A 23,774-nucleotide genomic window follows, 5' to 3' on the forward strand; every position below is an offset into this window, starting at 1 on the left:
GTGCGCCCGCCGCACCCGCGCGCGCATCCGTCCGCCCCGCCCGCGCATCCGCCCGTCCGTCCGGAAAACCCTCCCGTCCCCCTCTCACGCGAAAGAGAACCGCACATGAGCGCACCGCACGGAAAGGCCACCAGTCCCCTCCGGCAGCCCAAGGCCGTCTGGGCCGTCGCCTTCGCCTGCGTGATCTCGTTCATGGGCATCGGTCTGGTCGACCCGATCCTGCCCGCCCTCGCCGAGAACCTGCACGCGACCCCCAGCCAGGTCTCCCTGCTCTTCAGCAGCTACCTGATCGTCACCGCCGTGGCGATGCTCTTCGTCGGCTGGGTCTCCAGCCGCATCGGCGCCAAGCGCACCCTGATCGTCGGCCTCGCCGTCATCGTCGTCTTCTCCGCCCTCGCCGGCGCCTCCGGTTCCATCGACGGCATCGTCGGCTTCCGCGCCGGCTGGGGACTGGGCAACGCCCTGTTCATCGCCACCTCCCTCGCCGTCATCGTGGCCTCCGCGAGCGGCGGCTTCGGCGGCGCGATCATCCTCTACGAGACCGCCCTCGGCCTCGGCATCGCCGTCGGCCCGCTGCTCGGCGGCGAACTCGGCGCCATGAGCTGGCGCGGTCCCTTCTTCGGCGTCGCCGCCCTCATGGCCGTCGCGCTCCTCGCCACCCTCGCCTTCGTGCCCCACCTGCCCCGGCCGAAGCAGCGGACCTCACCCCTCGCCCCGCTGAGGGCCCTGCGCCACCGCGGCCTGCTCACCATGGGCATCATGGCCCTGCTGTACAACTGGGGCTTCTTCACCATGCTGGGCTACGCCCCGTACCCGATGGAGCTGGACGCCCACCACCTCGGCCTGGTCTTCACCGCGTGGGGCCTGCTCGTCGCCGCCTTCAGCGTCTTCGTCGCCCCGCGCCTCCAGGCCCGGTACGGCACCGCGCCCGTCCTCTACGCCAACCTGCTCGGCCTCTCCGTCGTCATGGCCGTCATCGCCGCCGGAGTCGCCACCCCGTCCGTCGTCATCGTCGCGGTCATCGTCAGCGGCGCCTTCATCGGCATCAACAACACCCTCACCACCCAGGCCGTCATGCTGGTCTCCCCGGTCGAGCGGCCGGTGGCGTCCTCCGCGTACGGCTTCCTCCGCTTCATCGGCGGCGGCCTCGCGCCCTACGTCGCCGGCCGGCTCGCCGACGCCACCGACCTGAGCATCCCCTTCTACCTCGGCGCCGGGACCTTCCTCCTCGCCATCCCGGTCCTCGCCTGCGGACACCGGCTGCTGGCCCGCGCCGAGACGGCGGGCGCGGACGCCGAGCCGGTGGCACCGGCGCTCACCCGCGTCGGCTCCCCGACGGTGCTCGGCACGCCGCCCGTGATCGTCGCCGTCGGCGCCCACGACCGGGCCGCCGCCATCGTGGACGCCGCCGCCCGGCTCGCCGAGGGCACCGGCAGCCCCCTGGAGGTCGTCCATGTGCGGCAGACCGCCGTCGTCGAGGGGCAGGCCGTCCGGACCGAGACCGACGAACAGGCCCGTACCGCCGTGACCGCCCACCTCGACCGGCTCGCCGGCCGCGGCGTCACCGTCACCGGGCAGATCCTCACCAGCGTCGGCGACCACGCCGCCGCGGGCCGCGCCCTCGCCCGGCACGCCACCGACGCCGGGGCCCGTACGGTCGCCTTCGGACGCTCCCCGCGCGGACCCCTCGCCCAGTTCGCCGACGGCAGCTTCACCAGCGCCCTCATCCACGACGCCGCCTGCACCGTGGTCCTCGTCGACCCGGAGGCGGAGCCGCGGCCCCTGACCGCCGCCACCCTCGGCGACCTGCGCGCGCGGGCGGCGGACGCCGACCGGCTCAGCGGCCGATGAGCCCGAGCCCGGTGGCCGCGGCGACCGCGGCGGTACGGGAGTCGACGCCGAGCTTGGCGTAGACCCGGCCCAGATGGGACTTGACCGTGCCCTCGGTCAGATGGAGCCGCGCGGCGATGAGCTGGTTGGACAGTCCCTCCGCGACCAGGGCCAGCACCTCGGTCTCCCGCCGGGTCAGGGAGGTGTGCGGCTCGCGCAGCCGGGTCAGCAGCCGGTCCGCGACGGCCGGCGCCAGCGCGCTGCGGCCCGCCGCCGCGGTGCGCACGGCCGCCGCCAGTTCCTCCGGCGGCGCGTCCTTGAGCAGGTAGCCGGTGGCACCCGCCTCGATGGCGGGCAGGGTGTCGGCGTCCGTGTCGTACGTCGTGACGACCAGGACGCGCGGAGCGCCGGGGGGCGCGGTGATGGCGGCCGTGGCCTCGGCGCCGTTCATGCCGCCGCCGAACCGCAGGTCCATCAGGACGACGTCGATGCCGCCTAGCGCCGCCCGCGCCACGGCCTCCTCCGCGGTCGCCGCCTCGGCGGCCACCGTGATCCCCTCCTCGGTCTCCAGCACCGCGCGCAGCCCGGCCCGTACGACCGGGTGGTCGTCGGCGAGCAGCAGACGGATCGGGGTCGGCGTCGGGGGCGTGTCGGTCACGGCCGGTCCTCGGGGTCGGGAGGGGCAGGGGAGGCGGGAGGGACAGGAGAGTCGGGGTCGGGGTCGAGGGGGAGCCGGACGGTGAGCGCGGTGCCCGCGCCCGGCGCGGACTCCACGGCGAGCGTGCCGCCGACCGCCCGCACCCGCGCCCGCATCGCCGCCAGCCCGAACCCGCCCGTCTCCGCCGCCGGGGCGCGCACCGCCGCCGGATCGAAGCCCGCCCCGTCGTCGCCGACGCGCAGCACGACGGCGTCGTCGAGGTAGGCGAGGGCGACCTCGGCGATCCGGGCGTCCGCGTGCGCGACCGTGTTGCCCAGCGCGGACTGGGCGACCCGCAGCAGCGCCACCTCCCGCGCCGTCGGCAGCGGACGGGGCCGCCCGGTGAGCCGGAACCGGGCGATGAGCGGATGCCGTTCGCCGGTGGTGGCGCAGAGCCGGTCCAGCGCGTCGGCGAGGGTGGTGTCGTCCAGGGCGGGCGGCGACAGCGCGGCGACGAAGCGGCGGGCCTCGGCGAGGCTGTCCACCGCGGTCTGCCGGGCCTGGCCCACATGGGTGAGGGCCCGCTCGGGCCGGCCGGGCAGCGCCCGTTCGGCGGCCCGCAGCAGCAACTGGATGCTGGACAGCCCCTGCGCGAGGGTGTCGTGGATCTCCCGCGCCAGCCGCTCGCGCTCCTCCAGCACACCCGCCGCCCGCTGCGCCTCGGCCAGATCGGCGCGCGTGGCGGTCAGCTCCTCGATCAGCCGGCGCCGCCCCTCGCTCTCCCGGGACAGCGCCTGGTAGCCCCAGACCACCGCCACGGCGACCGCCGCCCCGAGCGCCGGGCCGATCACGACGGCCGCGGTGAGCGAACCCTGATGCGCGGCGAAGGCGGTGATCGCCGCGACGGCGGTGGCCGCGACCGCCGCCGGCCCGGCCCGGCGCGGCAGCAGATGGAGCTGGACGAAGTAGAGGGGAAAGGCCAGCCACACGCCCTCGGCCGACAGCGCCAGCAGCGCCAGCCACACCGCGCCGAGCGCGCCGAGCCACAGCGCGGCCCCCCGGCGCGAGCCGCGCACCGAGGACAGCGCGGGGCCCAGGGCGTACACCGCGCCGAGCACCGCGGCCATCACGACGACGGCCGCCGCGTGCGGACGCCCGTCCGCCACCGCGCGTGCCGCCGCCAGCACCAGCAGCCCGGCGACGAGCAGGTGCAGGCTCCAGTCCAGGGCCCGGGTGGTGGGAGTCAGCGCGTTCACGATCACCCCAGCCTACGGACCCCGGCGCGGGCGCACATCCGACGAAAGTGAGAGTTCCGCACGCCACCTTCGGCCCGCGAAGTCCGCGCCCACGGCCGATGCCCGCACCGCCCCCGGTCGGCGACGGTGGGGACACGCCGCCGGTCCGTCACCCGGCCGGCCCGCCTCCCCCGCCGGGGAGCCTCCACCGTCGCCGAGAAAGCGGGCAAGACGTGTTCGTCGCCTTGAGAGACCTGACGTACGCCAAGGGCCGGTTCGCCCTGATGGGCACCGTCGTGGTCCTGATCACCCTCCTGGTCGGACTGTTGTCCGGTCTCACCGCGGGCCTCGCCCGCGAGAACGTCTCCGCCGTCACCGCCCTGCCGGCGGACCGGATCGCCTTCGCCGCGCCACCCGGCGGCCAGGAGCTGTCGTACGCCAACTCCACCGTCACCGAGGACCAGTGGACCCGCTGGGCCGGTGTCCCCGGGGTCCGCTCCGCCGACCCGCTGGGCATCGCCACCACCCGGGCCGTCGCCGGGGACCGCAGCGAGGGCGTCTCCGTCTTCGGCGTCGAGCCCGGCTCCCGGCTGGCCCCGGACGGCGTCCGCCTCGACGACCGTACGGTGGTCCTCTCCTCCGGCACCGCCGAGGGGCTCGGCGTCCGGGCGGGCGATGCCGTCACCCTCGCCGGGCAGCGGCTCACCGTCGCCACCACCGCCACCGGCCTCGCCTTCAGCCACACGCCCGTGGTGTGGACGAGCCTCGGCACCTGGCGGGCCGTCGCGCCGCCCACCGGCGCCGCCGACGGGAACACCGCCACGGTCATCGCCCTGGACACCGGTTCCGGCACCGACACCGCGGCCGGCGACCGCGCGGCCGGCACCCGCACCGTCACCAAGGACGACTCGCTCTCCGCGATCGGCTCCTACTCCGCCGAGAACGGCTCCCTGCAACTCATGCGCGGATTCCTCTTCGCCATCTCCGCGCTGGTCGTCGGCGCCTTCTTCACCGTGTGGACCATCCAGCGCGGCGGCGACATCGCCGTCCTCAAGGCGCTGGGCGCCACCACCTCGGGGCTGCTGCGCGACGCCCTCGCCCAGGCCGTGATCCTGCTGGCCGTCGGGACCGCCGTCGGCACCGCGGGCGCCGCCGCCATCGGCGCGGCCGTCTCCGGATCGGCCGTCCCCTTCGTCCTGGAACCCGCGACCGTCCTGGTCCCCGCCGCCGTGATGGTCCTCCTCGGCGGCCTCGGCGCCGCCCTCGCGGTCCGCCGCATCACCTCCGTCGACCCGCTGACCGCCCTGGGGAGCGCCCGATGAGCCTGCGCCTGAACGACATCACCCTCACCTACCCCGACGGCGACGGCCGCCTCACCGCCCTGGACCGGGTCACCCTGGACGTCCCGCGCGGCAGCCTCACCGCCGTCATCGGCCCCTCCGGCTCCGGCAAGTCCAGCCTCCTGGCCGTCGCCGCGACCCTCATCACCCCCGACTCCGGCACCGTCACCGTGGACGGCACCGACACCGCCGGCCTGAGCCGCGCCGCCCTCGCCGAACTGCGCCGGCGGCAGATCGGCATCGTCTTCCAGCAGCCCAACCTGCTGCCCGCGCTGACCGCCGCCGAACAACTCCAGGTGATGGCCCACCTCGACGGCCGCAGCCCGCGCGCCGCCCGGGGCCGGGCCCTGGAACTCCTCGACGCCGTCGGCCTCGCCGACCGGGCCGGACGCCGCCCCCACCAGCTCTCCGGAGGCCAGCGCCAGCGCGTCAACATCGCCCGCGCCCTCATGAACGACCCCGGTGTCCTGCTCGTCGACGAGCCCACCAGCGCCCTCGACCACGAACGGGGCGCGGCCGTCATCGACCTGCTCACCCGGCTCACCCGCGAACGGGACACCGCCACGGTGCTGGTCACCCACGACCACGCCCACCTGACCGCGGCCGACCGGATCACCGAGGTCCACGACGGACGCCTGCGGCACGCCACACCGGCCGGTTGACCGGCGCGGGCGCCCCGGCGTCCACGGGCCCGCTCAGTCCCCGTCGTCCCCGCTGTCCCCGCCGTCGTCGGGCATCAGCCGGGCGGCGGTGCCGGGCGGGCCGATCCGCATCCCGGGCCGGCGCCGGTGCACGGTCAGGTAGGCCACCCCGTCCGGGCCGGCCTCCAGCGCGCGGGTGGAGCCGTGGGGGAGCCAGGTCAGCATCCCGGGCCGCAGCGCGTGCTCCCCGTCGGAGCCGGTCAGCGAGGCCGCGCCGTCCAGGACGAGGAGCAGGACGTCGAGGTCGGGTTCCCTGTGGGTGCCGACCCGGCCGCCCGCCGGGACGCGGACCACGTTCGCGTCGAGCTGCCGTCCCGGCTCGGCGAGCCGCCACAGCGCGCCGGACGATTCCGCCCCCGGCGCCAGGAGCGCCGCCGTGTCGGCGAGGACGCGCGGCAGGGGAGCGCCGCCGTCTTCCACTGTCATCGGGTGTCACCGTCCGCTGCTCGCAACCCGGCCCGCACACCGCCCGGTTGGGCGGCCGGTCCCCGCGGCCCGACGGGGTGACGCACTCCACACACCCCACTGCCGCAGTCAAAGAAGAATTTAGCATGCGTATTTGCTAGCGTCCGGAACGTGCGGCTGACGAAGTTCACCGACCTGGCGCTGCGTTCCGTGATGCGCCTGGCGGTCGTGAGAGACGGTGGCGACCCGCTGACCACCCGCGAGGTGGCCGAGGCGGTGGGGGTCCCGTACACCCACGCGGCGAAGGCCGTCACGCGCCTGCGACACCTCGGGGTGGTGGAGGCGCGGCGCGGACGCGGCGGCGGGCTGGCACTGACCGGCTTCGGCCGGCAGGCGTCGGTCGGCTGGCTCGTGCGCGAGCTGGAGGGCGAGGGGGAGGTCGTCGCCTGCGAGGACGATCCCCCGTGCCCGCTGCGCGCCGCCTGCCGGCTCAGGGGGGCCCTGCGCGCCGCGCAGGAGGCGTTCTACGCCGCGCTCGACCCGCTGACCGTGGCCGATCTCGTCGCCTCGCCGACCGGGCCGGTCCTGGTCGGCCTGACCTCCCGTCCGCCCGGCTGAGGGGGCCGGTTGCCCGTGGGGGTCTCCGTCTGCCGCATAACACGCATCTCATCTACCAATTAAGTCAATGAAGGAGTCCGCTGTGCTCTCCGAACAGTCCGTCCCCGTGGTCCGGGCCACCCTTCCCGCGGTCGGAGCGGCCATCGGTGACATCACCGAGCTGTTCTACCGGAAGATGTTCGCCGCCCACCCCGAACTGCTGCGGGACCTGTTCAACCGGGGCAACCAGGCGAGCGGCGAGCAGCAACGGGCCCTGGCCGGCTCCATCGCCGCCTTCGCCGGGATGCTGCTGGACCGCCCCGACGAGCGCCCCGACGCGATGCTGTCGCGGATCGCCCACAAGCACGCCTCGCTCGGCATCACCTCCGACCAGTACAAGATCGTCCACCGCCATCTCTTCGCCGCGATAGCGGAGGTGCTCGGCGACGCCGTCACCCCGGAGGTCGCCGCGGCCTGGGACGAGGTCTACTGGCTGATGGCGAACGCCCTGGTGGCCATCGAGGCCCGCCTCTACGAGGAGTCCGGCGTCGCCGAGGGCGAGGTCTGGCGCCGGATGGAGATCGTCGGCCGGCGGGAGCAGAGCCCCGACGCCGTCTCCTTCGACCTGCGGCCCGCCGACGGCCTGCCCCTGCGGCCCTTCCGCCCCGGCCAGTACGTCAGCGTCCAGTGCGAACTGCCCGACGGAGCCCGGCAGATACGCCAGTACAGCCTCTCCCGCGCACCCGGCCGGCCCGACCGGCGCATCACCGTCAAGCGGGTCCGGGACGGTGCCGGCCCGGAGGGCGAGGTCTCCTCCTGGCTGCACACCCACGCCCGCGAGGGCGACGTGCTCTCCGTCTCCGAACCCTTCGGCGACCTGTCGCCGGCCGAGGGAGAGGGCCCGCTGCTGCTCGCCTCCGCCGGCATCGGCGTCACGCCCATGCTGGCCATCCTCGACGACCTGGCCGCCACCGGCTCGGCCCGCCCGGTGATCGTCGTGCACGCCGACCGCGGCCCCGCCGACCACGCCCACCGCGAGGAGCAGCGCGCGCTGGTCGACGCCCTGCCCGGCGCCCGGTTCCACCTCTGGTACGAGGAGCCCGGCGACGCGGCGCACGAGGCCGCCACCGGCCGGGCCGACCTCTCCGGCCTGGAGCTGCCCGCGGACCTGACGGCCTACCTGTGCGGCCCGGTGCCCTTCATGCGCGCCGTCCGCGGCGACCTGCTGCGCCGCGGGGTGCCCGCCGGGGCCGTCCACTACGAGGTGTTCGGCCCCGACCTCTGGCTCGCCGAGAGCTGACCGGCCCCGCCGCGCGCCGCCCCGCTCCCGCCGGGCGGCGCCTCAGGCCGCCGCCGTGAACGCCGTGCTGATCGCGGTGTCGACCCGGGCGTGCACCACCAGGCGCGGACCGGAGCTGTCGGCGTTGTTCTCCAGCAGCCGCCGGACGGGGGCGCTGTGCGCGACGACCGACATCAGGACCCCGAGCCGGCCGCACCACTGGTGGGCCCGGAGCACGGCGCTGACGGCGGCGTTCCCGGCGGCCGGCTCGGTGAGCACGATGACGACGGGACGGGGATGGTGGGCATCGACCAGTCGGGTGATGTGCGTGGCGAGCGCGGCCCGCCCGTCGATCCCCGGGTCCCGGTCCACCCTGATGACCAGGACTCCGTGCTGCAACGTATGGGACAGCATCGTGCCTCCGATCCGACGCCTGACGGCGTGTCTGCCTTCAGTGAAAGCCCCGGGTGCCCGGCCCGCAACGCGCCTTCGCGGGGCGCCCGGGGCAGAGCGGCGTGGTGCTCCCGGGCCCGGTGGACGAGGGTGCCTCCCCGGTCCCGCCTCCCCGCACCCCGGGCACCCGGGCCGGCGCCGAGGGCGCCGCGTACGATCGACCGGTCCGTCCTCGACCCCGTAGGGAGCCCGACCGGTGACCGTCGTCCCGCCACCGCCGCGCGGCGGGCCCCGGCTCCTGCGGACGCGGTGCCTGACGCGTCTGGAGGACGGGGAACGGCTGCACGCCCTGCTGTGGGAGGCCGGTCCCGGCTGGCGGATGGCGAGCAGCGCCGTGCTCGGCGGCGGCGTCGCCGAACGCGCCTGGGTGCTCAACGCCCAGGTGGCCCACGGCTACCGGCGCACCGACCCCGCCGCACACCTGGCCCGCCTCGCCCGCGGCGCCGGGGCGTCCGGCCGGGGCGTGGGCCTGATGACCGCCGCCGAGGTCCGCCGCCCCGGACGCGGCCGGGACGGCGGGGCCGAGGCCCTGGCCACCGCCGGTGTCGCGGTGCGCGGCTGGGCCGCCGTCCCGCACGAGCCCCCCGTGGCGGTCCCCGCGCCCGGCACGATCAACATCGTCGCCGCCGTCCCGGTCGCGCTGGGCGACGCGGCGCTGGTGAACGCGGTCATCACCGCGACCGAGGCCAAGGTGCAGGCACTCCTCGAAGCCGGACTCGACTGCTCCGGCACCCCGACCGACGCCGTGTGCGTCGCGGCCCGTTCCCCTCGCCCCGGCGCCGAGGTCCACGCCTTCGCCGGACCCCGTTCCGAGTGGGGCGCCAGGCTGGCCCGCGCCGTGCACCGCGCCGTCCTCACCGCCCTGCCCGCCCCCACCGGCTCCTGAGCCCCCCACCCCTGAGCCCCCCCACCCCTGAGCCCCCCCCACCCCGGGCCGCCCGGCGCCGCCCCTCGTGCCCGCGACGCCACCGGGCCGGGCCCTCCGCGTCCCCCGCACATCCCCCCGCCCCCGTGACCCGCGCGCCCGGCGGCCCCGGGAGGGCACCGCTCACCTCTCCCGCGTCGCCGCGTACTCCTGAGCCCCCATCCCGGGACCCCGGGCGACGCCCTCCCGCGCCGTCCGGGCCGACGGGGGCACCCGCGGCCGTTGTCAGTGCCGGTTGGTAGAACTGCTGGCGCACCGCCGTACCGGACCCGCCTCACGTCAGGAACACTCCGCATGGCCCTGAACACCCATCTCGACGAGCTGTACCACCTGCCCGCCCACGACTTCCCCGAGCCGGGGGCCACGGAGGAACTGCCCGCCGCCGACGCCGTCGCCTGGCGGATCTCGGCCTCCGAGGAGACCGAGGAGGACTGGCCGGAGACCTTCGCCCGGTTCGGCGCCACCGTGGACCTCACGCGGGTGCGGGCCCTGATCGTCGGTCAGTGGGAGGACGCGTACGACAGCGGCCCCGGGGACGTCATCGAGGCACTCCTCGCCGCCCGCGACCGGCTGCCCGCGCTGCGCGCCCTCTTCCTCGGCGACATGGTCTTCACCGAGTGCGAGATCTCCTGGATTCAGCAGACCGACGTCACCGCCCTGCTCACGGCCTTCCCCGAGCTGGAGGAGTTCGGGGTGCGCGGCGGAGAGGGCCTCGGGTGGGAGGTGCCGCGCCACGAGCGGCTGCGCTCCCTCGTCGTGCAGACCGGCGGGCTGCCCGCCCGCGTCGTGCGCGGCATCGGCGCCTGTGAACTGCCCGCGCTGGAACGCCTGGAGCTGTGGCTCGGCACCACCTGGTACGGGGCCGACTCCGAGGTCGCCGACCTGGAGCCGGTCCTCTCCGGCGCCCGCCTGCCCCGGCTGCGCCACCTCGCCCTGCGCAACAGCGACATGCAGGACGCCGTCGCGGCGGCCGTCGCCTCCGCGCCCGTCGTCACCCGCCTCGACGTGCTCGACCTCAGCATGGGCACCCTCGGCGACGACGGCGCCGCGGCGCTCCTCGCCGGCCGGCCGCTCACCCACCTCAAGAAGCTCGACCTGCACCACCACTACATCGGCGAACCCCTCCGGGACCGCCTCCGCGACGCCCTCGTCCCCGCCGGCGTCGAACTCGACCTCGACGAGGGCGACGCCGAGGAGGACCGCGAGGACGACGGCACGGTCCACCGTTTCGTCTCGGTGGGCGAGTGACGGCGTGCGCCACCCCGCCACCCATCTGACCACCTTCCACGGGCTGCCCGTACGCGACTTCCCCGTGCACCCGGAGCGGCCGTCCGCCCGCCGGCGGCCACCGCCCCCGGCCGCCTCCGTCGCCTGGCGCCTGTCCTGTGCCTGGAGCGAGGAGCCCATCGAGTTCGAGACGGTCTGGCGGCGCTTCCACGAGGAGGTGCGCACCGAGGAGGTCACCGCCGTTCTCATCGGCTCCTGGTGGACGGAGTGGGACGAGCACGGCATCGACCCGGTCCTGGAGCGGATCACCGCCGACGCCCACCGGCTGCCCGCGCTGCGCGCCCTCTTCCTCGCGGACGTGGGACGCGAGGAGTGGGACATCTCCTGGCTCAGGCAGGGCGAGGTGACCCGGGTGCTGCGCGCCTGGCCCGACCTGGCCGAACTGGGCGTGCGCGGCGCCGACGGGCTGGTGGTCGAGCCTCTGCGGCATGAGGGGCTGCGCACGCTGCGCGTCGAGTCCGGCGGACTGCCACGCGAGCCGGTGCGGGCGCTCGCCGCCTGCGACTTCCCCGGACTGCGGGAGATCGACCTGTGGCTCGGCACCAGCGGGTACGGCGGCAGTTGCCGCCCGGGGGAGGTCGACGCGCTGCTCGCCTCCCTCGGTCGGTACCCGGGGCTGCGGCGGCTCGGCCTGTGCAACAGCGACATCCAGGACCAGGTCGCCGCCGCCGTGTCCACCGCGCCGCTCGTGGCCGGACTGGAGAGCCTCGACCTCGGCATGGGCACCCTCGGCGACGAGGGCGGCGGCGCGCTGCTCGCCGGACGGCCCCTCAGCCACCTCGCCGTGCTCGACCTCGACCACCACTTCATGAGCGAGCCGATGACCCGGCGGCTGCGCGACACCCTCGCCCCGCACGGGGTGCGCCTCGCGCTCGAACCCGCGTACCACGCCGGAGTCGGGGGACGCTATGTCGCGGTCGGCGAGTGAACCCGGGCCGCGCTTCGCGGTGGTGGGCAATCCGGAGAACCGCCGGGTCACGCTGTTCGCCGAGGCGGTCGCCTCGGCGGGGCTGCCCGCGCCGCGCGTCGTCCCCTGGAGCCGCGTCCTGCGCGACGGCGGGGCCGTTTTCGCGCCGGACGAGACCGTCCGCCTCGACTCGCCCGGTGAGGACGCCGGGGTCGACCTGCTCCTGCGCGGCGTCGACGACCCCACCCGGGTCGAGGGGACCGCGCGCTGGTACGACCGCTTCCTGACCGCCGTCCGGACCCTGGAGGGCGGCCACCGCCTGGACGACCCGGACGACCTGGCCGTCTTGTTCGACAAGCGGCGCTGTCACGCGGCCCTGGCCGCCGCCGGCGTCCCCGTCCCCTTCTCCCCGACCTCGGCCCACGCACCCGCCCCGGCGACGGCACCGACGCCCCCCGCGCCCCCGGGGACCGACCCGCCCACGGCCCAGGGAACGACCACGTCCCAGGCCGCGACCACGTCCCAGGCCGCGACCACTCCTCAGGCCGCGACCGCGGCGGACGCCCCGGCCGTCGTCCACGGCTGGGACGACGTGCGGCGCCTGATGCGGGCCCACCGGCTGCCCCGGGTCTTCGTGAAGCTCGCGCACGGCTCGTCGGCGTCGGGGGTGCTCGCCGTCGAGTCCTCGCCCACCGGCCGCGTCCGCGCCACCACCTCGGTCGAACTCGCCCCGGACGGAGCGCTGTACAACTCCCTCAGGGTGCGCCGCTACGAGCACGAGGCCGACCTCGCCGCCATCGTCGACACCCTCGCCCCCGACGGACTCCACCTGGAGCGGTGGCTGCCGAAGGCGTCGCAGCACGGCCGCGCCGCCGACCTGCGCGTCCTCGTCGTCGCCGGGCGGGCCACCCACGCCGTGGTCCGCACCAGCAGACAGCCCATGACCAACCTCCACCTCGGCGGCGCCCGCGGCGACCTCGGCGCGGTCCGCCACGCCGTCGAGGCGGCCGGCGGGAGCTGGGCCGAGGCTCTCGGCATCTGCGAGCGCGCCGCCGCCTGCTTCCCGGGCACCCTCTGCGTCGGCGTCGACCTGCTTCCCGTCACCGGCTGGCGGCAGTTCGCGGTCGGCGAGGTCAACGCCTTCGGCGACCTGCTGCCCCGGCTGACCGGACTGCCGGGCAGCGGCGCCGAACACCTCGACACCTACGGGGCCCAGATCGCCGCCGTCCCGCGCGGACGGCCGGCCCCCGCCCGCCCTCCGCACGGACAGCCGCGGAGCCACCCGTACGGACACCCGCACAGAACGGAAGAGCAGCATGCCGGCGCCTGAACCGACGCCCCCGCACGACGCCCCCCGGCCCGGCGCCGCCCCCGAGGCACCACCCGGCGGCACCGGCACCCCCGACATGAACCGCGTCGTCGGCAGCCACGACCTGCTCCTGGTCACGCTCGACACGCTGCGGTACGACGTCGCCGCCGAACTCGCCGCGGCCGGCCGCATCCCGAACCTCGCCCGGCACCTGCCCGGCGGACGCTGGGAGGAACGGCACGCCCCGGGCAGCTTCACCTACGCCTCCCACCAGGCGATCTTCGCGGGGTTCCTGCCGACCCCCGCCGCCCCCGGACCGCACCCCCGGCTCTTCGCGGCGAGCTTCGCGGGGAGCGAGACGACCGCCGAGCGCACCTGGGTCTTCGACACCCCCGACCTCGTCTCCGGCCTCGCCGGGGCCGGGTACCACACCGTCTGCGTCGGGGGAGTGGGTTTCTTCAACCGGCGGGGCCCGCTCGGCTCCGTGCTGCCGGGACTCTTCCACGAGTCCCACTGGGAGCCGGAGTTCGGCGTCACCTCGCCCGCCTCCTTCGAGAACCAGATCGCCCGCGCCGAGGACGTGGTGCGCCGGCTCCCCGCCGAACAGCGCCTGTTCCTCTTCGTCAACGTCTCCGCGCTGCACCAGCCCAACTGGTTCCACCGGCCCGGCGCCACCCGCGAGGACGGCGACTCCCGCGAGAGCCACGCCGCCGCCCTGGAGTACGTCGACCGGCACATCGGCCGGCTCTTCGCCGCCGCGAGCCGCAGGCGGCCCTGCTTCGCCATCGTCTGCTCCGACCACGGCACCGCCTACGGCGAGGACGGCTACACCGGCCACCGCCTCGGCCACCCCAGCGTGTGGACCGTGCCCTACGCCCACTTCGTCCTCGCCCCCGAGCCCGCCGCCGGAGCCGCCCGATGACCACCGCCCCCGGCCTCCGCCCGGCCCCCACCGGCAGCCCCGCCCCCGCCGGCAGCCCGGCCCCCACCGGCAGCCCCACCCCCGCCGACAGCCCCGCCCGGATCGTCGGCCCCCTCCCGATCGTCGGCCCCGCGCCCGCCGACAGCCCCGCGCCCCCCGACGAGCCCCGCCCGTACGAGAGTTACGTCTACGCCTACCCGCACAAGACCGCCTACCGCCGCCTGCCCGACCGCCCCGGACTGCGCGCCCTCTGGGCGTCGGAGCCGAAGGACGCGCTCTCCCTCTACCTGCACATCCCCTTCTGCGAGGTGCGCTGCGGCTTCTGCAACCTCTTCACCCGCGTCGGCGCCCCCGACGGGCTGACCGGCGCCTACCTGGACGCCCTGGAGCGCCAGGCCACCACCGTCCGCGAGGCGCTCGGCACCGGACCGGTCCGCTTCGCCACCGCGGCGTTCGGCGGGGGCACCCCCACCTTCCTCACCGCCGCCGAACTCGACCGGCTCTGCGACATCGCCGAACACCGCATGGGCGCCGACCTGCGCTCCGTCCCGCTCTCCGTGGAAGCCTCGCCCGCGACGGCCACCGCCGACCGGCTGGAGCTCCTCGCCGCCCGCGGCGCCACCCGGCTCAGCCTCGGCGTGCAGAGCTTCGACGACACCGAGGCCCGCGCCGCCGTACGCCCGCAGCGCCGCGCCGACGTCGAGGCGGCCCTCGGCCGCGTCCGCGACGCCGCGATACCCGTCCTCAACATCGACCTCATCTACGGCATCGACGGCCAGAGCGACGCCTCCTGGCTGCGCTCCCTGGACGCCGCCCTCGCCTGGCACCCCGAAGAGCTGTACCTCTACCCGCTCTACATCCGCCCGCTGACCGGCCTCGGCCGCCGCGCCGGCGACCCGGACCCCGAGTGGGACCGGCAGCGGCTGCGCCTGTACCGGCTGGGCCGCGACCACCTCCTGGCCCGGGGGTACGAGCAGCGGTCGATGCGCATGTTCCGCCGCGCCGGAGCCGTCCCCCAGGGCGCGGACGACTACGCCTGCCAGACCGACGGCATGATCGGCCTGGGCTGCGGCGCCCGCTCCTACACCGCCGGGCTGCACTACTCCTTCGACTACGCGGTCGGCACGCAGAAGGTCCGCTCCATCGTCGACGACTACGTCGCCCGCCCCGCCGCCGACTTCGCCCACGCCGAGTACGGCCACCCCATGGACGCCGGCGAGTCGCGCCGCCGCCACCTGATCCAGTCGCTGCTCCAGGCCGACGGGCTCGACACCGCCGAGTACCGGGCCCGCTTCGGCACCCTCCCGCAGGACGACTTCGCCCCCGAGCTGAACCGTTTCGCCGACCGGGGCTGGCTGACCGGCACCCCCGACAGGCTCCGGCTGACCCCGGAGGGACTGGCCCACTCCGACGCCGTCGGACCCGCCCTGTTCTCCCCGGCGGTCCGGGCCGCCATGGCCGCCTACGAGAGCAAGTGACCCGCCCCATGGACCTGACCCTCCTGTACCGCGGGCCCCTCGCCTCCTGCGACTACGACTGCCCTTACTGCCCGTTCGCCAAGCGCCGCGACAGCCGGGAGCAACTGCGCGCCGACCGCGCCGCGCTGGAGCGGTTCGCCGGCTGGGCCGCCGGCCGCGCCGAGGACCGGCTCTCGGTGCTCTTCACCCCCTGGGGCGAGGGGCTGGTCCGCTCCTGGTACCGGCGCACCCTGACCGAGCTGTCCCACCTGCCGCACATCCGCCGCGTCGCCATCCAGACCAACCTGAGCTGCCGCACCGACTGGCTCGCCGACGCCGACCGGGACACCCTCGCCCTGTGGTGCACGTACCACCCGGGCCAGACCCCGTACGACCGGTTCCTCGGCAAGTGCCGGGAGCTGGCCGCGCTCGGGGTGCGCCACAGCGTCGGCGTCGTCGGAGTGCCGGACCACCTCGACGAGGCCCGGCGGCTCCGCGCCGACCTGCCCGCCCACGTCTACCTGTGGGTCAACGCCGCCGAGGGCCACACCTACGACGAGGCCGAGGCCGCGGCCTGGACGGAGCTGGACCCGCTCTTCCCCTACAGCCGGCACCCGCACGCCAGCGCCGGACTGCCCTGCCGCACCGGCGAGTCGGTGATCTCCGTCGACGGCGACGGGACCGTGCGCCGCTGCCACTTCGTCCGCACCGAACTGGGCAACCTCTACGACGGCTCCTACCGGCAGGCGCTGCGCCCCCGACCCTGCCCCCTCGCCGTCTGCGACTGCCACATCGGCTACGTCCACCTGGAGACACTGCCCCTGTACGACGTGTTCGCCGGCGGCGTCCTGGAACGCGTACCGGGCCCGGCCTGACCGCGCCGGAGCCGGGCACGCCGACGGGGACGGCCGGGCAGGCCGTCCCCGCGGGCACGTGGGTCAGCGCTGGGCGGCGGACTTCTCCAGCGCCTTGTCGAGCGCGGCCGTGAAGCCGTACGCCCAGAGCTGGTTCACCCGGGCCCGCTCGTTGGCGTCCGGGTAGGCGTTGGTGCAGGAGGTGCCGGGGCCACCGCCCGACATCAGCTCGCTGCACGGACCGGAGTAGTGGTCCGGCAGGCCCAGCACGTGCCCGGTCTCGTGCGCGGTCACCCGCGTCGAGTCGTACTGCTGGTTCTGCCGGTAGTCCAGGAAGATGTACCCCCGGCCGTGCCCGTCCGTGGAGGCGTACGAGCCGCGCGAGTCGTTGCCCTCGTAGTACGTGAAGTCCGCGCCCGAACTTCTCTCCGCGAGCCGGACGTTGGCGACCGAGCCGTTCCAGATCTGGGCGCTGCGGGATATCTGGCCGCGGAAGCTCGGCGCGTTGGCGGCGCTGTAGTAGACGGTGACGGCCGCCGCGGCGTTCGGGCTCGCCGCGCGCTTCTCGGCGACCGAGCGGATGACCGCCTCGAAGAACTCCTGGTTCTCCTGGGCGTTCTCGGCCGATGCGGCGTAACCGAGGTAGTCGGCGGACGGGGCGGGGGCGGCGGCCGTCGCGGCCGGGCCGCCGAGCAGGCTCGCGGTCAGGCCGAGGCCGGCCGCGGCGGTCAGCAGGGGGAGCTTGATGCGCATCGGTGACTCCTCGGTGTGGGGGTGAAGTCGTCACCGGTGAGTGTGAGCCGCCCATGAGGCCGCTGTGATGATGGCAACCGGTGATAGGGCCGCGCTATCACCCCCGTCCGCCCTGCCCGCCCGACGTGGGCCGAAGTGCTGAACTCGCCCGGTTCCGCCGCCTTTTGTTCACCTGGCGCAACCCCCTGGACGCCTCTACGCTCCCCGCATGGAGCTTGAGGTGAGGCACCTTCGCGCGCTCTGCGCGATCGACGACGCGGGCAGCCTGCACCGGGCCGCACGTCAACTGGGCGTGGCCCAGCCCACGTTGAGCGCCCAGTTGAGCCGCATCGAACAGGCCCTGGGCGGGCGGCTGTTCGTGCGCGAGCGCACCGGGTGCCGCCCGACCCCGCTCGGGCGTACCGTCCTCGGCCGGGCCCGCCCGCTCGTGGCCGACATGCGCACCCTGGTCCGGGAGACCCGCGCGGCGGCGGCCGGCGGCGACAGCCGCCTGCGCGTCGGCTCCACCGCGAGCCGTGCCCTCGCCGGGTGGCTGCGCCGGCTGCGCCGCCCCGGGCTGGAACCCGCCCTCCAGATGGACGTCTCCGCCAACGAACTGCTGCGCCGGGTCGCCGACGGGCAGCTCGACGTGGCCTTCGTGCACGAGGTCGAGGGCAGCCCGCTGCGGGTGCCGGAGGGGCTGCGGCTGCGGGTGCTCGTGGAGCGGGAGCCGCAGTTCGTGATGTTGCCCGCCGACCATCCGGCCGCCGCCGGTGGTGTGGTCCGCCTCGCCGACCTGGCCGAGGACCGCTGGATGGTCGATCCGACCGTCGACGGCGAGTGGGACGGCGTGCACCGGATGCTGCGCGCGGTCGGCCTCAACCCCCGTGTCCTGCACGGCGATTACCACACGGCCGCGTCCCTGGTCGCCACCGGCGAGGTGGTCACCGTCTGCCAGCCCAGCTCGCGGTCGCGCCCCGACCTGGCCGTGCGCCGCCTCGCCGGCGACCCGCTCGGCGTCCGCCTGCTGCTCGCCGCGCGGACCCGGGACCGGCTGGACGCGGCCTACCCGGCGCTGGAGGAGGCGTACTGGGAGGTGGCCCGCGAGTCGTGCGCGTACCGGGAGTGGCTGGAGGACACGGGACCCCTGCCGGCCCCCTCACCACCCCCGCTCACCCCGGGCACCGCCGTCCCGGGCACCGGCCGGCCGGCGCTGACCCCGTCCCGCTGATCTCCGTCCCGCCCGCCCCGCCCCGGGTACGGAGCCCCCGGCCGGCAGGGCCCGCGCCCACCCCCGCACCGGCCCGCCCGCCCCGTCCCCCGGCGGACGCCACCGACCGCGGCACCCGGGTGAACACCCGTGCCCCGCACGGCACGAGCCACCCCGCCGGCCCCGCCCGCGGCCCCGCCGTGAGCCCGGTCCGGAGCCCGGCGACGGCGTCGGAGCGGCGTGTCGGTCCATTGCGGTGATTTCCCTTTCCCGCCGGTATGAGGGGATGACCGGCTGGTTACCGAGAGCACCATGAGCTCTACGCGACGACTTCCGCCCCTCCGATCCCTGGCCGTGATCTGCGCCATGGGCGGTTCCCTCCTGCTGGCGACCGCCTGCAGCAGCGCCGACACCACCCGTTCGAGCGTCGCCGAGGCGGCGCCGACCGGATCGCCCTCCACCCCCGCCACCGACACCGGCACCGCCTCTCCGACGGGCACGGCGTCGTCCTCGCCCGGCGGGGACCGGGCCGAGCGCAAGGCGCTGATCCCGATGGCGAAGATCACCTGGGACAAGGCGGCCGACACCGCCATGAAGGAGGTGCCCCAGAGCAAGCTGGTCGACCTCGAACTACAGCGGACCTCGAAGGACGCCACGTCGGCGACGGGCTCCCCGAGCCCCAGCACCCCGAACCCGGCCCCCAGCGTGGGCGCACCCGAGTGGGAGGCCAAGGTCGCGGCCCCCGACGGCACCGTGCACCGGATCGACATCGACGCGGTCAGCGGCAAGGTCTTCCGCACCCAGGTCGAGCCGGACCAGAGCGCCGCGGACAAGCGGGACATGGCCGACCGGCTGGACAAGGCGAGCCAGACCCCGCAGCAGGCCGTGAAGGCCGCCACCGACAAGACCAAGGGCACCGTCACCGGGCTCGCCCTCGACGAGAACGACAACCAGCAGCTCCAGTGGGCCGTGGACGTCGTCAACACCGACACCTGGGACAAGACGACCGTCGACGTGGACGCCACCAACGGCAAGGTCCTCGGCGAGAAGGTCGACGACGACTGACCTCTTCGCGAGCGGCACGGCGGTCGGGCACCGGGACCGCCACGCGGGAGCACACGCACCACGACGGGAGCGGCGGGCCGGGCGGCCCACCGCTCCCGTCGCGTTCACCCGTACGCGGGCGTCAGGCCGCCGGTTCGACGGCCGCCGCTTCGAGGGCCTCCGGCTCGGCCCTGCGGCTCGGCAGGGTCAGCACGGCGAGGAAGCCGAAGACCGCGACCGCGGCGAAGAAGTAGAAGCCCCACGGGTGGCCGATCCCCGACGCCACCAGGGCACCGGTGATGGACGGGCCGACGATCGAACCGAGCCGCCCGATGCCCGAGGCGGAGCCGAGCGCGGTGCCGCGCACGGCGGCCGGGTAGAAGTTGGTCACGTAGGCGTAGACCAGGACCTGCGCGGAGAAGACGAACACCCCGGTGAGGAAGACCACGGTGTTGAGGAGCAGGTCGCTGTCCATCTTCACGCTCAGACACGCCAGCATGACGACCGAGACCGCGAACCAGCCCATGGTGGTGCCCTTGATGCCCCGCCGGTCGGCGACCCAGCCGCCGAGGACCAGGCCGAGGACGCCGCCGACGTTGAGCACGAGGAGCTGCGTGACGGCGGTGGGCACCGGGTAACCGGCGTCGTTCATCAGCTTGGGCAGCCAGGTGTTGAGGCCGTAGACCAGCAGCAGACCCATGAACGAGGCGACCCAGACGCCGACGCACGCGCGCAGGTAGGCCGGCTTGAGCAGTTCGCCGAACGGCACCCGTTCGGTGCCCTCCTTCTGCGCCTTGACGAACGCCTCGGACTCCGGCAGGCGGAACCACTGGATGACGGCGACGCCGAGGCCCACCACGCCGAGCAGGTAGAACAGGATCTCCCAGTCGTCGGTGACCTGGAGCGCGAGCAGCGAGGTGATCACCGCGCCGGTGTGGTAGCCGGTCATGGTGAGCGTGCTGGCCCGCGCCCGGCGGCCGGCCGGCATGTGCTCGGCCATCATCGTCAGCGAGACCGGCATGCAGGCGCCCAGGCCCAGACCGGCGATGAGCCGGAGCAGGGCGAACATGGCGACGGAGTTCGCCAGCGGCACCACGAGGGTGAAGACGGAGAACAGCACGACCGAGCCGATGAGCAGCGCGCGCCGGCCCAGCCGGTCGGCGAGCGGGCCGACGCAGACCGCGCCGATCGCCACGCCGACCAGCGAGAGCGTGGCGATGGTCGTCGCGTCGGCCGCGGTCATGCCGAGGTGCCGGGTCTTGAGCAGGGTGGGGATGATCGCGCCGAGGACGACGAGGTCGTAGCCCTCCAGCATGACGGTGATCCAGCACAGGACCACCGTCCAGGTGCCGCTCGTGCCGCGGGAGCCGCGCGTGGACGAGTCGGATGTGGTGGCGGAAGCCATGGTGACGTTCCCCCCAGTCGGGTGGGTGAGCGGAGCGGGGACGGGGACGGGCGGGCCGGTCAGAAGGGGTAGTCGGCGATGTCGGGGCGGACGGTGACCCACTGGGTCTCGGTGAACGCCTCGACGTTGGCCGCCGCGCCCCCGAACCGGGAGCCCGTGCCGGACGCCTTGACCCCGCCGAAGGGGGCGTTGGGCTCGTCGGCGACGGTCTGCTCGTTGATGTGCACCTTGCCGGACTCGATGCGGTCGGCGAGCTTCATCGCCGTGCCCACGTCGCCGAGGATGCCGACGGAGAGCCCGTACTCGCAGTCGTCGACGATCCGCGCCGCCTCCTCCAGCGTGGCGAAGGAGATGACCGGCGCCACCGGGCCGAAGATCTCCTCGCGCCAGGCCGGCATCTCCGTGGTCAGCCCGGTCAGCACCGTGGCCCGGTAGCAGGCGCCGTCGATCTCGCCGCCCGCGGCGAGCTTCGCGCCGGCCGCGACGCTCCGGGTGACGATGCCGTGCACACGCTCCAGTTGGCGCCGGTCGATGATCGGGCCGAGCGCCACCTCCTCGCGGGCCGGGTCGCCGACCGGCAGGGCCTTCGCCTTCGCGGCGAGGGCCGCCGTGTACTCCTCGACCAGCGACTCGTGCACGATGTGCCGGCCGGTCGTCATGCAGATCTGCCCCTGGTGCAGGTACGAGCCGAACGCGCCCGCCGACGCCGCCTTCGCCACGTCCGCGCCCGGCAGCACCACCAGCGCGTTGTTGCCGCCCAGTTCGAGGTGGGCCCGCTTGAGCAGCCGCCCGGCCCGCTCGCCGATCGCCCGGCCGACCGGCGTGGAGCCGGTGAAGGAGACGACCCGCACCTCGGGCGCGTCGACGACCGCCTGGCCGACCGAGCCGTCGCCCGGCAGCAGGTGCAGCAGGCCCTCCGGCAGCCCCGCCTCCTCGAAGATCCGGGCGATGACGACGCCGCCGCTCACCGTGGTGCGCGGGTCCGGCTTGAGGAGCACCGCGTTGCCGAGGGCGAGCGCCGGGGCGACCGAGCGCAGACCGAGGATGAGCGGGAAGTTGAAGGGCGCGATGACGCTGACGACCCCGGCCGGACGGCGCCGCGCCAGCGACCAGCGGGCGTCCTCGGAGGTGAGCACCTCGCCCTGCGGATGCGTCGGCAGGCCCGCGCACTCGAAGCACTCGCCGACGGCGAGCCCCACCTCGAAGCCGGCCTTGGACCGGACCGAGCCGGCCTCGCGCACCAGCCACTCCTCCACCTCGGCGGCGTGCTCGGTGAAGAGCTCACCCGCCCGGCGCAGTACGGCGGCCCGCCGCTGGGGCGGGGTCGCCGCCCAGGCCCGCTGGGCCTCGGCGGCGCGGGCCGCGGCACGGGCCACGTCCTCGGTGCCGGCCGCGCCCACCGTGCCGAGCCGGTCACCGGTGGCCGGCTCCACGACCGGGTGTCCGGTGGCCGACTCCCGCCAGCCGTCGCTGAAGAACCGGCCGCCCCAGACGCCGCTGTCCAGGAAAGTCATCGTGTTCCCTCTCTTCTTCCGTCGTCGCTCTTCGTCGCTCTGCTTCGGGTGCTCGTGCGGTGCTCGTGGGGTGCTCGCCGCACCCCGTCCCTCAGGAGGGGGTGGTCAGCGCCGTGTCCACCTGGATCAGCCGGGGCCCGTCGGCCGGCTCGGCGAGGAGGGCGCGCAGTTCCCCGGCGTCGCCGGCCTGCCGGGCGGGCACCCCGTAGCCCTCCGCGATCCGGGTGAAGTCCAGCCCGGGGATGTCGAGTCCGGGGGCGTCCGGCACGCCGAGCAGCCCGCCGAACCAGCGCAGCGCCCCGTACGTGCCGTTGCGCAGCAGCACGATGGTCAGCGGCACCCGGTGCTGCGCCGCCGTCCACAGGGCCGTGATGCCGTAGTTGGCCGAACCGTCCCCGATCACGCCGACGACCGGGCGGCCGGGGGAGCCCATCGCCACGCCGACCGCGCCGGGCAGGCCGAAGCCGAGCCCGCCCGCCGCCGGGAAGTAGTACGAGCCCGGACGGCGCAGGTCCATCTGCCGCCACCACGCGGCACTGGTCGAGGTCGACTCGACCACGTACGCGGTGTCGTCGGGGAGTTCGTCGCGCAGCGCGGCGAAGACCTCCTCCGGGTGGGTCTCGGCGCCCTCTGCGGTGGGCGGTCCGGGCACCGGGCGGAAGTCGCCGGCCGGGGAGGCGGGCGCGTCGAGGGTCTTCAGGAGCAGGTCGACGACCGCGCCCGGGTCGGCGACCAGCGCCTCGCCCATCGGCGCCCGCGCCGCCGCGGCGGCGTCCTCGGTGACCTGGATCAGCCGCGTGCCCTCGGGCAGGTACCGGCCGGGCAGGTACTCGTGGTAGCGGAAGACCGGCGCCCCCAGCACCAGCACCAGGTCGTGGCCCTCGAACGCCTCGGAGACCGGCGCGATCCCGGCCGGCAGCACCCCGCGGAAGAGCGGGTGCCGGTTGGGGAAGGGCAGCCGGAACTGCGAGGGCGCCGCCCACACCGGCCCGCCGAGCCGCTCCGCGAGCCGTACGGCGTCGTCGAAGAGACCGTCCGCGTCGATGTCCCCGCCGAGCACCAGCGCGGGACGCCGGGCGGCGGCGACCCGCTCGGCGAGCCGGCGGCCCTGCTCCGCGCCGGGCGCCGCACCCCGCCCCACCTCCCGGTCGAGGACGGCCAGGCTGTTGTCGCCGGCCTCCGCCTCCCAGTCGTCGTAGGGGACGGAGAGGTACGTCGGCCGCCGCTGGAGCCGCGCCTCGAAGACGGCCTGGGCCAGCGCCCGCGGCACGTCCTCGGCGCAGGCCGGCTCACCGGCCCAGCCGACCAGCGGCTTCATCAGGGACGGGGCGTCGACGCTGGCCAGGTTGGCCTCCGGACCGATGGCCGGACGCACCTGCTGCCCGGCCACGATCACCAGCGGGGTGCGGGAGGCCACGGCGTTGGTGAGGGCGCCCATCGCGTTGCCGGAACCGGAGGCGGCGTGCAGGTTCACCAGCGCCGGCCGGCCGGTCGCCTGGGCGTACCCGTCGGCCATGCCCAGGACGGCGCCCTCGTGCAGACCGAGGACGTACCGGAAGCCGTCGGGGAGGTCGGCGAGGAAGGGCAGCTCGTTGGAGCCGGGGTTGCCGAACACGGTGGTGAGCCCCTGGCGCTCCAGGAATTCGTGGGAGACACGACGCACGGATGGCACAGACGTTCCTTTCGCAGTGACGTCCGACACGTTAGGGACCCCGCGACATGGGCACCAAT

22 protein-coding genes are annotated in these 23,774 nt (G+C 75.3%); 14 read left to right on the forward strand and 8 right to left on the reverse strand.

Annotation, left to right across the window (positions count from 1 at the left end):
• Window positions 1-105: 105 nt before the first annotated feature.
• Window positions 106-1,851, forward strand: a complete 1,746-nt coding sequence (locus tag J5Y05_RS10955; RefSeq protein ID WP_210870973.1) for an MFS transporter — start codon at window positions 106-108, stop codon at window positions 1,849-1,851.
• Here the strand turns inward: J5Y05_RS10955 and J5Y05_RS10960 are convergent.
• Both J5Y05_RS10960 and J5Y05_RS10965 read right to left on the reverse strand, forming a co-directional pair.
• Window positions 1,838-2,488, reverse strand: a complete 651-nt coding sequence (locus tag J5Y05_RS10960) for a response regulator (protein ID WP_210870975.1) — start codon at window positions 2,486-2,488, stop codon at window positions 1,838-1,840. The genes J5Y05_RS10955 and J5Y05_RS10960 overlap by 14 nt on opposite strands.
• Window positions 2,485-3,723, reverse strand: coding sequence for a sensor histidine kinase (locus J5Y05_RS10965; protein WP_210870976.1), 1,239 nt, complete (start codon window positions 3,721-3,723; stop codon window positions 2,485-2,487). Before J5Y05_RS10965 ends, J5Y05_RS10960 begins: the two co-directional genes overlap by 4 nt.
• A gap of 212 nt (window positions 3,724-3,935) precedes the next feature.
• On the opposite strand from J5Y05_RS10965, the gene J5Y05_RS10970 reads away from it, so the two are divergent.
• On the forward strand, window positions 3,936-5,024 hold the full coding sequence (locus J5Y05_RS10970) for an ABC transporter permease (protein WP_210870979.1): 1,089 nt from the start codon (window positions 3,936-3,938) through the stop codon (window positions 5,022-5,024).
• Window positions 5,021-5,704, forward strand: coding sequence for an ABC transporter ATP-binding protein (locus J5Y05_RS10975; RefSeq protein ID WP_210870981.1), 684 nt, complete (start codon window positions 5,021-5,023; stop codon window positions 5,702-5,704). The genes J5Y05_RS10970 and J5Y05_RS10975 overlap by 4 nt, the downstream gene beginning before the upstream one ends.
• Before the next feature lie 33 nt (window positions 5,705-5,737).
• On the opposite strand, the gene J5Y05_RS10980 is transcribed toward J5Y05_RS10975, so the two are convergent.
• Window positions 5,738-6,169, reverse strand: coding sequence for a hypothetical protein (locus J5Y05_RS10980; protein ID WP_210870983.1), 432 nt, complete (start codon window positions 6,167-6,169; stop codon window positions 5,738-5,740).
• Window positions 6,170-6,319: 150 nt separating this feature from the next.
• Between J5Y05_RS10980 and nsrR the strand changes: the two genes are divergently transcribed.
• A complete protein-coding gene (gene nsrR, locus J5Y05_RS10985) occupies window positions 6,320-6,766 on the forward strand; it encodes a nitric oxide-sensing transcriptional repressor NsrR (protein ID WP_210870985.1) in 447 nt (148 codons plus the stop codon).
• 82 nt (window positions 6,767-6,848) lie between these two features.
• Window positions 6,849-8,045 carry a globin domain-containing protein gene (locus J5Y05_RS10990; RefSeq protein ID WP_210871447.1) on the forward strand — a complete coding sequence of 399 codons (1,197 nt, stop codon included), beginning with the start codon at window positions 6,849-6,851 and terminating at the stop codon, window positions 8,043-8,045.
• 42 nt (window positions 8,046-8,087) lie between these two features.
• Here the strand turns inward: J5Y05_RS10990 and J5Y05_RS10995 are convergent, their stop codons facing one another.
• Window positions 8,088-8,438: a hypothetical protein gene (locus J5Y05_RS10995; protein WP_210870987.1), complete on the reverse strand. Its 351-nt coding sequence runs from the start codon at window positions 8,436-8,438 to the stop codon at window positions 8,088-8,090.
• 235 nt (window positions 8,439-8,673) lie between these two features.
• Between J5Y05_RS10995 and J5Y05_RS11000 the strand changes: the two genes are divergently transcribed.
• The 7 genes from J5Y05_RS11000 to J5Y05_RS11035 all read left to right on the forward strand — a co-directional run bounded on the left by J5Y05_RS11000 (window position 8,674) and on the right by J5Y05_RS11035 (window position 16,159).
• Complete coding sequence (locus J5Y05_RS11000; protein WP_210870989.1) at window positions 8,674-9,363, forward strand: adenosylcobinamide amidohydrolase; 690 nt, start codon at window positions 8,674-8,676, stop codon at window positions 9,361-9,363.
• A 333-nt stretch (window positions 9,364-9,696) separates the two neighbouring features.
• On the forward strand, window positions 9,697-10,650 hold the full coding sequence (locus J5Y05_RS11005) for an STM4015 family protein (RefSeq protein ID WP_210870991.1): 954 nt from the start codon (window positions 9,697-9,699) through the stop codon (window positions 10,648-10,650).
• Between the two features lie 4 nt (window positions 10,651-10,654).
• Window positions 10,655-11,617, forward strand: a complete 963-nt coding sequence (locus tag J5Y05_RS11010) for an STM4015 family protein (RefSeq protein WP_210870993.1) — start codon at window positions 10,655-10,657, stop codon at window positions 11,615-11,617.
• Window positions 11,598-12,926: an STM4014 family protein gene (locus J5Y05_RS31730; RefSeq protein WP_247614433.1), complete on the forward strand. Its 1,329-nt coding sequence runs from the start codon at window positions 11,598-11,600 to the stop codon at window positions 12,924-12,926. The genes J5Y05_RS11010 and J5Y05_RS31730 overlap by 20 nt, the downstream gene beginning before the upstream one ends.
• A gap of 76 nt (window positions 12,927-13,002) precedes the next feature.
• The gene (locus J5Y05_RS11025; protein WP_210871449.1) at window positions 13,003-13,827 is read left to right on the forward strand and encodes an STM4013/SEN3800 family hydrolase; all 825 of its coding nucleotides are present in this window, start codon (window positions 13,003-13,005) and stop codon (window positions 13,825-13,827) included.
• Window positions 13,824-15,305: an STM4012 family radical SAM protein gene (locus J5Y05_RS11030; protein WP_210870995.1), complete on the forward strand. Its 1,482-nt coding sequence runs from the start codon at window positions 13,824-13,826 to the stop codon at window positions 15,303-15,305. Before J5Y05_RS11025 ends, J5Y05_RS11030 begins: the two co-directional genes overlap by 4 nt.
• Window positions 15,306-15,313: 8 nt before the next feature.
• Window positions 15,314-16,159: an STM4011 family radical SAM protein gene (locus J5Y05_RS11035; RefSeq protein WP_210870996.1), complete on the forward strand. Its 846-nt coding sequence runs from the start codon at window positions 15,314-15,316 to the stop codon at window positions 16,157-16,159.
• A gap of 63 nt (window positions 16,160-16,222) precedes the next feature.
• Here the strand turns inward: J5Y05_RS11035 and snpA are convergent, their stop codons facing one another.
• Window positions 16,223-16,891 (reverse strand): snapalysin, encoded by a 669-nt coding sequence (gene snpA / locus J5Y05_RS11040; protein ID WP_210870998.1) that lies wholly within the window; start codon window positions 16,889-16,891, stop codon window positions 16,223-16,225.
• Between the two features lie 208 nt (window positions 16,892-17,099).
• Here snpA and J5Y05_RS11045 point away from each other — a divergent pair, with 208 nt between their 5' ends.
• Together J5Y05_RS11045 and J5Y05_RS11050 are read left to right on the forward strand one after the other, a co-directional pair.
• Window positions 17,100-18,101: a LysR family transcriptional regulator gene (locus J5Y05_RS11045; protein WP_247614434.1), complete on the forward strand. Its 1,002-nt coding sequence runs from the start codon at window positions 17,100-17,102 to the stop codon at window positions 18,099-18,101.
• A gap of 291 nt (window positions 18,102-18,392) precedes the next feature.
• Complete coding sequence (locus J5Y05_RS11050; protein ID WP_210871000.1) at window positions 18,393-19,145, forward strand: PepSY domain-containing protein; 753 nt, start codon at window positions 18,393-18,395, stop codon at window positions 19,143-19,145.
• A 121-nt stretch (window positions 19,146-19,266) separates the two neighbouring features.
• On the opposite strand, the gene J5Y05_RS11055 is transcribed toward J5Y05_RS11050, so the two are convergent.
• From J5Y05_RS11055 to mdlC, 3 genes are all read right to left on the reverse strand, one after another.
• The gene (locus tag J5Y05_RS11055) at window positions 19,267-20,529 is read right to left on the reverse strand and encodes an MFS transporter (protein ID WP_210871002.1); all 1,263 of its coding nucleotides are present in this window, start codon (window positions 20,527-20,529) and stop codon (window positions 19,267-19,269) included.
• 59 nt (window positions 20,530-20,588) lie between these two features.
• The gene (locus J5Y05_RS11060; protein WP_210871004.1) at window positions 20,589-22,043 is read right to left on the reverse strand and encodes a benzaldehyde dehydrogenase; all 1,455 of its coding nucleotides are present in this window, start codon (window positions 22,041-22,043) and stop codon (window positions 20,589-20,591) included.
• Between the two features lie 91 nt (window positions 22,044-22,134).
• Window positions 22,135-23,715, reverse strand: a complete 1,581-nt coding sequence (gene mdlC, locus J5Y05_RS11065) for a benzoylformate decarboxylase (RefSeq protein ID WP_210871006.1) — start codon at window positions 23,713-23,715, stop codon at window positions 22,135-22,137.
• Window positions 23,716-23,774 lie beyond the last annotated feature (59 nt).

This window comes from Streptomyces tagetis (genome assembly GCF_018069565.1).
GTDB classification, from domain to species: domain Bacteria; phylum Actinomycetota; class Actinomycetes; order Streptomycetales; family Streptomycetaceae; genus Streptomyces; species Streptomyces tagetis.